The 1,826-nt window shown below is 71.9% G+C and carries 2 protein-coding genes and 1 pseudogene; 1 reads left to right on the forward strand and 2 read right to left on the reverse strand.

Going from position 1 to position 1,826, the window contains the following annotated elements; translation table 11 throughout:
• Positions 1 to 242 (forward strand): annotated as a pseudogene (locus tag L995_RS31300) (MFS transporter); the annotation flags it as partial.
• Between the two features lie 4 nt (positions 243 to 246).
• Here L995_RS31300 and L995_RS31305 read toward each other — a convergent pair.
• Both L995_RS31305 and L995_RS31310 read right to left on the reverse strand, forming a co-directional pair.
• Positions 247 to 918, reverse strand: coding sequence for a response regulator (locus tag L995_RS31305; protein ID WP_016446642.1), 672 nt, complete (start codon positions 916 to 918; stop codon positions 247 to 249).
• Between the two features lie 28 nt (positions 919 to 946).
• On the reverse strand, positions 947 to 1,826 hold an 880-nt coding region (locus tag L995_RS31310), incomplete at its 5' end, for a GAF domain-containing sensor histidine kinase (RefSeq protein ID WP_047475411.1).

The following is a 1,826-nucleotide window of genomic DNA, read 5'->3' on the forward strand; positions in this document are numbered from 1 at the left end:
CCTCGGCCTGCGTCTTCGGACTGATGATGCAATTCGCCCGCCCGCGCTGGCAGGCCTTCGACTACGGCCTGCAGGCCAGCCTGTTCGCCGCCAGCCGCATGCTGGTGCCGCTGGCCGCCGGCGTGGCGCTGGACGCCGTGGGCGCGGCAGCCATGCTCACCGGGCTGACCGTAGCGGCCGCGCTGGCCTGGGTGTGGGCGATGCGGTGTGCGGGGGATGGTTGGGCTTCAGCCACAGCGTAGGCCGCTAATCCCGCTGCCGCTCCGACGCATACACCGCCGCCTGCACGCGCGAGCTCAGGCCCAGCTTGCGCAGGATGTGTTGCACATGGATCTTGACCGTGGTCTCGGCAATGTCCAGCGTGCGGGCGATTTCCTTGTTGCTGGCGCCTCGGGCGATCTGGACCAGCACCTCTTCCTCGCGCGGGGACAGCGGCGAGGCCGGGGCCTCGTCCGGCTCGGGCGCCTGGGGCTCGGGCGCGCCCTGGGACTGGAAGGCGGCCACCAGCTTGCCCATCATCTCGGGGCTGACCACAGGCTCGCCGCGCGCGGCGCGGCGCAGGGCCTCGGACAGCAGGTCGCCGTCGATGGTCTTGAGCAGATAGCCCTGGGCGCCGTTGCGCAGCGCGGCCGCCAGGTCCTGGCCGTCCTCGCTCACGGTGAGCATGACGACGCGGCTGCCGGGCGATGCGGCCCGCAGGCCCGCGATGGCATCGACGCCCGGCACGCCGGGCAGGTGGTTGTCCAGCAGGATGACCTGGGGCGCAAGCGCGGGTACCAGGCGCAGGGCCTCGCCCGCGTCGCCGGCCTCGCCGACCACGCGCAGGCCTGCGTCCTGGGCGATGAGGGCGATCAGGCCGCGGCGGAACAGCGTGTGGTCGTCGATGACGAAGACGGAGATGGGGCTGGAGAAGGACATGGGGCGGTCTTTTTCTTGCGGGAGCGTGTCACGCGTTCGAGGGGAGGGCCTGCGCCGGCGCCCCGGCCGAGGCCGACGGCGGCAGCTCGATGAGCACGCGCGTGCCCTCGCCGGGGCGGGAGTGGACATGGACCAGCGCCTGCGCCAGCAGGGCGCGCTCGCGCATGATGCCCAGGCCCACATGCAGCGAGTCCGGCGCCACGTCGGCGGGGACGAAGCCGCAGCCGTCGTCGCAGACTTCGAAGCGCCAGGGGTGGCGCCCCACGCGCAGCTCCACATGCCTGGCACCCGCGTGCTTGCGCACGTTGGACAGCGCCTCCTGCACCATGTGCAGCACCTGGATCTGCACGTCGGGCGCCAGCGGCAGGCCCTGGCCCGACATGCTCAGCGAGGTGGCAATGCCCGTCTGGTGCTCGAACTTGGACAGCGTGGCGCGCAGCGCGGCCTCGATGTCCTCGGCGCTGGTGCGCGTGCGGAAATGCACCAGCAGCTCGCGCACGTCGGCATAGCATTCGCGCACGCCCACTTCCAGCTCGCCCAGGCTGCGGTCGCGCGCCTCGTCGCGGCCCTTGGCCACGGCGTCGCGCAGCAGCTGGGTCTGTATCTTGAGAAAGGCCAGCGACTGGGCAATGGAGTCATGCAGCTCGCGCGCGATCAGGCCGCGCTCCTCGGCCACGGCGGCCTCCCTCTCCAGCGCCGTGGCGCGCAGGCTTTCCATGGCGCTGGCCAGGTGGCGCGCCATGGCGGACAGCAGGTCGCGCATGTCGTCCGTGAGCACCACGGTGGAGCGAAAGAACAGGTTGACCTCGCCCAGCAGGCGCTGCTGCAGTTGCACGGGGATGCTGACCACGGTCTCGAAGCCGGCCTCGCGGCAGTGGGGCAGCTGCAGGTCGCTGGCCGGGGTGATG

It is taken from the genome of Delftia sp. ZNC0008 (genome assembly GCF_000799035.1).
Taxonomy (GTDB): domain Bacteria; phylum Pseudomonadota; class Gammaproteobacteria; order Burkholderiales; family Burkholderiaceae_C; genus Comamonas; species Comamonas tsuruhatensis.

Coding starts and splice junctions, on each gene's coding strand:
- L995_RS31305 (WP_016446642.1), bottom strand. CDS start 918: ATGTCCTTCTCCAGCCCCATCTCCGTCTTCGTCATCGACGACCACACG.